Annotated in this window: 7 protein-coding genes and 1 pseudogene; 4 read left to right on the forward strand and 4 right to left on the reverse strand. The window is 66.6% G+C overall.

Features of this window, described 5'->3' with window-relative positions; genetic code table 11:
- Nucleotide 1: 1 nt before the first annotated feature.
- The 4 genes from EET03_RS19980 to EET03_RS19995 are packed head-to-tail and all read right to left on the reverse strand — an operon-like array spanning nucleotide 2 to nucleotide 3,669.
- Nucleotides 2–826 (reverse strand): carbohydrate ABC transporter permease, encoded by an 825-nt coding sequence (locus EET03_RS19980; protein ID WP_099194236.1) that lies wholly within the window; start codon nucleotides 824–826, stop codon nucleotides 2–4.
- A 4-nt stretch (nucleotides 827–830) separates the two neighbouring features.
- Complete coding sequence (locus EET03_RS19985; RefSeq protein WP_208649100.1) at nucleotides 831–1,730, reverse strand: carbohydrate ABC transporter permease; 900 nt, start codon at nucleotides 1,728–1,730, stop codon at nucleotides 831–833.
- Complete coding sequence (locus tag EET03_RS19990) at nucleotides 1,727–3,121, reverse strand: extracellular solute-binding protein (RefSeq protein WP_425271541.1); 1,395 nt, start codon at nucleotides 3,119–3,121, stop codon at nucleotides 1,727–1,729. The genes EET03_RS19985 and EET03_RS19990 overlap by 4 nt, the downstream gene beginning before the upstream one ends.
- A 20-nt stretch (nucleotides 3,122–3,141) precedes the next feature.
- Nucleotides 3,142–3,669, reverse strand: a complete 528-nt coding sequence (locus EET03_RS19995) for a general stress protein (RefSeq protein ID WP_075544318.1) — start codon at nucleotides 3,667–3,669, stop codon at nucleotides 3,142–3,144.
- Nucleotides 3,670–3,896: 227 nt separating this feature from the next.
- Here EET03_RS19995 and EET03_RS20000 point away from each other — a divergent pair, with 227 nt between their 5' ends.
- The 4 genes and pseudogenes from EET03_RS20000 to EET03_RS20015 form a co-directional block, all read left to right on the forward strand.
- A complete protein-coding gene (locus tag EET03_RS20000; RefSeq protein WP_075544319.1) occupies nucleotides 3,897–4,571 on the forward strand; it encodes a DUF4190 domain-containing protein in 675 nt (224 codons plus the stop codon).
- 62 nt (nucleotides 4,572–4,633) lie between these two features.
- Nucleotides 4,634–5,941 (forward strand): magnesium transporter MgtE N-terminal domain-containing protein, encoded by a 1,308-nt coding sequence (locus EET03_RS20005; RefSeq protein ID WP_075544320.1) that lies wholly within the window; start codon nucleotides 4,634–4,636, stop codon nucleotides 5,939–5,941.
- Nucleotides 5,938–6,480, forward strand: coding sequence for a DUF1003 domain-containing protein (locus tag EET03_RS20010; protein ID WP_075544321.1), 543 nt, complete (start codon nucleotides 5,938–5,940; stop codon nucleotides 6,478–6,480). Before EET03_RS20005 ends, EET03_RS20010 begins: the two co-directional genes overlap by 4 nt.
- 113 nt (nucleotides 6,481–6,593) lie before the next feature.
- Nucleotides 6,594–6,939: pseudogene (locus EET03_RS20015) on the forward strand (lytic transglycosylase domain-containing protein); the annotation flags it as partial.

Below are 6,939 nucleotides of genomic sequence, written 5' to 3' on the forward strand. Positions count from 1 at the left end.
ACTATCCCTTCACGGCCCCGGACGTCAAGCCGGTGACAATCCGTCGTTGGAAGACGAGAACGAAGACGATGATCGGAACCGTGATCACGATAGCTCCGGCCGCAATGGATCCCGTCGGCTCCTCGAACTGCGAACTACCAGTGAAGTTGGCGATCGCCACCGGCGCGGTGATCGCCGCCTTGGTCGCGGTCAGCGACAGCGCGAGCAGCAGGTCGTTCCAGGCGAAGATGAACACCAGAATCGCGGCGGTCACCAGCCCCGGAGCCGCCAGCGGCGCAATCACTTTACGGAAGGCCTGCCCCGGTGTCGCGCCGTCCATCTTGGCCGCTTTCTCCAGATCCCAGGGGACCTCCCGGAAGAATGCCGACAGCGTGTAAATGGCAAGCGGCAGAGCGAAAGTGATGTACGGCAGGATCAAGCCCGGCCAGGTGTCGAACAGGCCGACAGCGCGCTCGATGTTGAACAACGGTGTCACCAACGAGATTGCCGGGAACATGGTGATCAGCAGGGTGGCCCCGATCAGCGCCCGCTTGCCCGGAAACTCCAACCGGGCCACAGCATAGGCGGCCATCGCACCGAGCAGCACCGCTATCACCGTGGTGATCAACCCGACTCCGATGGAGTTGATCAGCGCCGAGCTGAAGAATTCGCCCCGGAAGACGCCACGGTAGTTGTCCAGGGTCACCGACGACGGAATCAGCTTGCCGTCCTTGACCGTTGACGTCGGCTTGAGCGACAAGCTGAAAATCCACAGCACCGGAAGCAACGCGTACACCACGACCACTGTGTCAACGACTGCCCAAAACGTGGCGCGACGGGCTCCCAACGGCTCAGCGGCCATCCACGTCACTTCCAGGTGCGGATGCGCCGAACAACTTGATGAACATCAGCGCGATGATGCCCACGCAGCCGAAGATCAGCACGCTGATCGCCGAGCCGAGACCGACGTTGAAACCTTTGAAGAGGTTGTCGTAGCCCAGGATTGACACCGACTCGGTGTTATTCTCGCCGGCGGTCAGCACATAGATGTTGTCGAAAATGCGGAAGGCATCGAGAGTCCGAAACAACAGTGCCACCACCACCGCCGGCTTGATGATCGGCATCATGACCTTGCTCAACCGTCGCCAAGCGCCGGCCCCGTCGACTTGTGCGGCCTTCAACAGATCCTCGGGCACCAGCGCCAGCCCGGCGAGCAGCAGCAGCGACATGAACGGCGTCGTCTTCCACACCTCGGCAATCACCACGACGCCCAGTGACGGGACCTGTTGGGTCAGTGGCGCACTACCGTGCGGCAGCAGATTGGCCAGGTATCCGGTGCCCGGGGTCCAGGCGTAGTACCAGCTGTACGACGCGACCACCGTGACGATCCCGTACGGGATCAGCACCGCGGTGCGCACCAGCCCCTTGCCGATGAGCGTGCGGTGCATCACCAGCGCCAGCGCCAGGCCCAGCACGAACTCGAGCGTCACCGACACCACCGTGATTGCCAGCGTCACCGTCAGCGCCGTCCACCAATACCGGTCGGTCAGAATGGTTCGGTAATTCTCCAATCCGATGAACGCCGTCTCGTCGGGGGTAGCCAGGTTGTTGCGCTGAAGGCTGAGCCACACCGCGTAACCGATCGGATAGGCCGTCACCGCCAGCATCAACAGCGCCGCCGGTGCCACCAGGATGAACGCCAGCCGCTGTTCGGCCCGGCGGTTCCCGGAGCGCACGAAAGCGTGCGTCACGGCAGCAAGCCCTTGCCGTCGACGGCCTTTTGCACCTGCGCGGTGATGTCGTCGGCGGTGCGTTCCGGGTCGATCTTGGTGACCGGACTCAGCGCCGCCGCCAGCCGCAGCGACACTGCTTGGTAGGCCGGCGTCGCCGGCCGCACGGCGGCGTCGGTGAGCTGCTGGCGGATGATCTCGTACATCGGATACTTCGCCTGAAACTGCGGGTCGGAGTACAGCGAGGCCCGTACCGCGGGAAGACCGCCCTGGATCGAGACGTACTTCTGGTTCTGCAGGTTACGCAGGCATCGGACCGCTTCGAACGCCTCGGCTTTATGGCGGGTCGTACTGGCCACGGCCAGGTTCAGCCCGCCGATCGTCACCTTGGCCGGCTGGCCCGGCAACACTCCGGGATAGGGCGCGAAGCCGAGCACCTTCTGGCTGGCTTGGTAGGCGATGCGGAACTGTTCGTCGCTGGGCACGAAGGTGCCGATGCTGTTGACGCTGCCGGCCAACTCGGGAAGGCGGTTGAGCGGCAGAAACGGCACCCCACCCTTGACCGCGTTCTCCAGCATGGAGGCGAACACGTACGGCCAGTTGACCTCCAGGGCCGCCTTTCCCTGTTCGAACGCCAGCCGGGCGGTGCCTTCCTCCGCGCGGCTGATCGACGGGTCGGCTCCGGGTGCGGTGGCCACCGATTTCAGGACCCGCAGTGCGGCGACGGTGGCGCCCCGATGAGCGGAGGTGTCGGTCAGGGTGACCCGTTTGCCGTCCTCGGCGAGCACCTGACCGCCGACGCTGGTCAGCACGGTGTTGAACCACACCACCAGACCCTCGCCCTGGTTGGCCTGCGCCGCGATCCAACTCGGCTGGCCGGCGGCGCGCAATCGGGCCGCCTCGGCCAGCATGCCATTCCAATCTCCCGGCGGTTGAGGCACCAAATCCCGCCGGTACCAAAGCACTTGGGTATTGGTCGTGACGGGTGCGGCGTACAGCCGGTGCTTCCAGGTGGCGGTCCTGATCGGGCCCGGCAGCGTGTCGGAGGTAGCGTCGGGCTCGGTCAGCCCGGCCGGATCCTCCGACAGCGGCAGCGCCCATCCGGCTTCGGCGAACTCGGCGGTCCAGACGACGTCCATCGCCATCACGTCCAGGGTGTGGTCATTTCCGGTCAGCCGCCGGGCCAGTTGTAGCCGCTGCTGGTCGGGTGATCGGGGCAGGCTCACGTGCTCGATGACGTACCGGCCGCCGGCCTGCTCGGTGCAGCGCTGCGCAATAGCGGTGAACGTCGCCCCGTCGGTGGCCGGGCTGTAGAAGCTGAGCACCAGTCCGTGGCTGCGCGACCCGCAGGCCGAGACCGCGAACGCGACCGTCAGCGCCGCCAGCACGGCCGCGCCCAGCCGCCGTCTCACCTTTGCCACCGGCACCGGCGTCAGATCGCCAAGCGCGCCAGCAGATCGCGTGCCTTCTCCGCGTTTTGCGGATCGCAGAGTACGTCGTAGCGGCCGGCCACCAACTGCATGGTGGAGCTGAAATCCCTGGTGCCGCGCGCCATCGCATACGGAACCGCGGAGGTGATCAGCCCGAAGAAAACCCCGGCCACCAAACCGGTGACCAGCGCGGCCCACGGGTTGGGGCTGAAGAAGCCGAGCACCAGTCCGATGAACAGACCGAGCCAAGCGCCGCTGAGCACACCGCCGCCGAGCACCTTCGGCCAGGTCAGCCGGCCCGTCACTCGTTCCACCTGCATCAGGTCGACGCCGACGATGGTCACCTGCTGAACCGGGAATTCATGCTCCGACAGGTAGTCGACAGCGCGCTGCGCCTCGGCGTAGGTGGGATAGGACCCGACCGGCCAGCCTTTGGGCGGGGTGGGCAATCCGGGCACAACCCGTCGACCAGCATGCCCGGTGGGCGGTGTTGCACCGGGAACCTGTCCCGGCTGGAATGGGCTAGTCATCGGTCTTCATTCTCCTCTGCCCTGCTATGCCCTGGCCATCGTTTCATCTTCGGGACGTCCGCGCATTATCAGGACGATCGCGAACCGGTCCGCTCGCACCGGGTATTACCCATATTTCGCCTGACGAGGGCCTTGCCCGACGAAGAAGTTTGCCATCATTTCATGGGGCGCCCGGCGCCGCCCGCACACCGGGCGACGGCCCGGTCCCGTCGGCTAGGTTGATCACCATGACAGCTTCCGGCGGCTCCCCCGACGAAGGTGCCCACGACGGCACGACCTCACCTCCCGCGGCCGGTGAGCAGAGCCCTGAGCAGCCCGGTTCCCCCATGTCCGGCGCGCCGTGGGCGGCCCCGGAAACATCGTCGCCAGCCGCCGGCTACCCGCCCGCGTATCCGCCGCCCGGGTGTCCGCCCGGCCCGCTTGGCCCGGCGGGGTATCCCTCTGACTACGCGCCCGGGTATCCGCCGCCGATTTCGCCGCCCGCCTATGCGCCGCCGGGATATTCGCCGTACGGCGCGCCGCCGGCAGACTACCCGGGCCCGTATCCCGCACCCATGGCATCGCCGTACGGCGGATCCGCATACCCGCCGCCCTCCTACCCGGGCGGCAATTTCCCGTCGTCGTACCCGCCGCCGGACTATATGGGCGGCTATTACTCCCCGCCGGGCCCGGCGATGCCGGGCACCAACACCATGGCGATCGTCTCGCTGGTGTCGTCGTTCGTGGGCGTGTTCTGCTGCATCGGCTCGATCGTGTCCATCGTGATGGGCACGATCGCGCTCAACCAGATCAAGCAAACCCGAGAAGACGGCTATGGCCTGGCGGTGGCCGGCATCGTTATCGGCGTCGCGACGCTGCTGGTCTGGCTGATCGTGGCGATGTTCAGCATTCCGTCCCATTAGAACCCGGTAGAACCCGTTAGCACCCGTTAGCATCTGCCATCGGGCTGCCTACGCTCTCAATCATGGGCTCGGTCAACAGGGTGTATGTGGCGCGGCTGTCGCGGATGATGGTGCTGGGTCCGCTCGGCGAATCCTTCGGCCGGGTTCGCGATGTCGTGATCAGCATCAGCATTGTCCGCCAGCAACCGCGTGTGCTGGGATTGGTGGTCGATCTGGCGACCCGCCGCAGCATCTTCATACCGATCCTGCGAGTCGCCGCGATCGAGCCGGACGCGGTGACGCTGACCACCGGCAACGTGTCGTTACGCCACTTCGAACAACGGCCGGGCGAGGTCCTGGCCATCGGCCAGGTACTCGACACGCCCGTCAAGGTCAACGACCCGGCCCTGCCGGAGCTGGCCAGCGCCGACCTGGCGGTGACCGACCTGGGCATCGAACAAACCCGAACCCGCGACTGGCTGGTGACCAGGGTCGCCGTCCGCACCCACCGACGGCTGGGGCGGCGCGGACCGGTACATATCGTGGACTGGCAATACGTACGCGGATTGACGCCGTCTGCCCTGGCCATGCCCGGTCAGGCCGTGGCACAACTGCTGGACCAGTTCGAAGGGCGGCGCCCGGTCGACGTCGCCGACGCTATCCGCGGCCTCCCGTCCAAACGCCGCTACGAGGTGTTTCAGGCGCTGGACAACGAACGGCTGGCCGACATCCTGCAGGAGCTTCCCGAATCGGATCAGGCCGACGTTTTGTCCCAACTGGGCACCGATCGCGCTGCCGATGTGCTCGAGGAGATGGATCCCGACGACGCCGCCGACCTGCTCGGGGTGCTGAATCCGAACGATGCCGAGACGCTGCTGACCCGAATGGATCCCGACGATTCCAATTCGGTGCGACGGCTGCTGAAGCACTCACCCGACACCGCGGGCGGGTTGATGACCTCGAATCCGGTGGTCCTCACCCCGGACACGTCGGTTGCCGAAGCGCTGGCCCGGGTCCGCGATCCCGACCTGACTCCCGCGCTGTCGTCCATGGTCTTTGTGGCACGTCCACCGACGGCCACCCCGACCGGCCACTACCTGGGGTGCGTGCAACTGCAGCGACTGCTTCGCGAACCGCCGGCCGAGCTGGTGGGCGGGATCGTCGACACCGACCTGCTGACCCTGACGCCGGACACCCCGCTGGCCGCGGTGACGCGCTATTTCGCCGCCTACAACCTGGTGTGCGGGCCGGTGGTCGACGATCAGAGCCATCTGTTGGGCGCGGTGACGGTCGACGACCTGCTCGATCATCTGCTGCCGCATGACTGGCGCGTGGACGTGCAGCAGCTCGACCCCGCCGGCCGACCCGCCAAACCCGGAGGAACCCTGTGAGCAAGCCCCCAGCGCCGCGGCGGCTGTACACTCCGCGGACCTCGCGCAGGTTCACGCCGCGGCTGGACCCCGAGACCGTCGGGCAGACCACCGAACGCATCACGAGGTTCTTCGGCACCGGCCGCTACCTGCTGCTGCAAACGCTGATGGTGCTTACCTGGATCGCGGTGAACCTGTTCGCAGCCCACTGGCGCTGGGATCCCTACCCCTTCATCCTGCTCAATCTGGCCTTTTCCACCCAGGCCGCCTACGCGGCGCCGCTGATCCTGCTGGCCCAGAACCGCCAGGAAAACCGCGACCGCGTCGCCCTGGAAGAGGACCGACGACGCGCCGCACAGACCAAGGCCGACACCGAATACCTGGCCCGCGAGCTGGCTGCCCTGCGGTTGGCCATCGGCGAGGTCCCGACGCGGGACTACCTGCGGCACGAACTGGAGAGCCTGCGTACTCTGATGGCCGATTTGCAGTCTGCCCATCCGGACGCCGACCCGGCGCGGGCGACTGACGGGACGGAACGTAGAGCGAGGAAAACGCTGTGAGAACCAACTCCCCCATTGCGCCACTCCCGTCACAAGAGTTATGTATGGTGATCTAGTTCACGAGGCTAAGAAGCATAGTTATTCGACGGCTCGCATAATTGAGGACGGTCGAGGTGCGCATAAGGGGCCGCTGGGGCGCTCACCCGGCCGTTACTGAAGGCGCAACCCGGTTGTGGGATTCGGTGCGCCAGCGGGCACTGCGCGTCACGAAGTCACCGGTATTCGGCATAGCCATGATCACCCCGCTGGTGTTCGCCGGGGCGGTCAGCGGCGCGGCACCTGCATCCCACGGACGGACGCCGTCGGCGCGCACTGCCATCACGCCGGTGGCCGCGGTCGCCCCGTCCCCCCTCGTCGACCTGTCCGGACCGACGGTCATCGCCGTCCCGCGTCCGCCGACCGGCTTCCACGTCGCCGCAGCCACCACCTCCGCCCCACCGCCGCCCATGATCGTGAATT

Origin of the sequence: Mycobacterium innocens (assembly GCF_900566055.1) — a bacterium.
Classification (GTDB): domain Bacteria; phylum Actinomycetota; class Actinomycetes; order Mycobacteriales; family Mycobacteriaceae; genus Mycobacterium; species Mycobacterium innocens.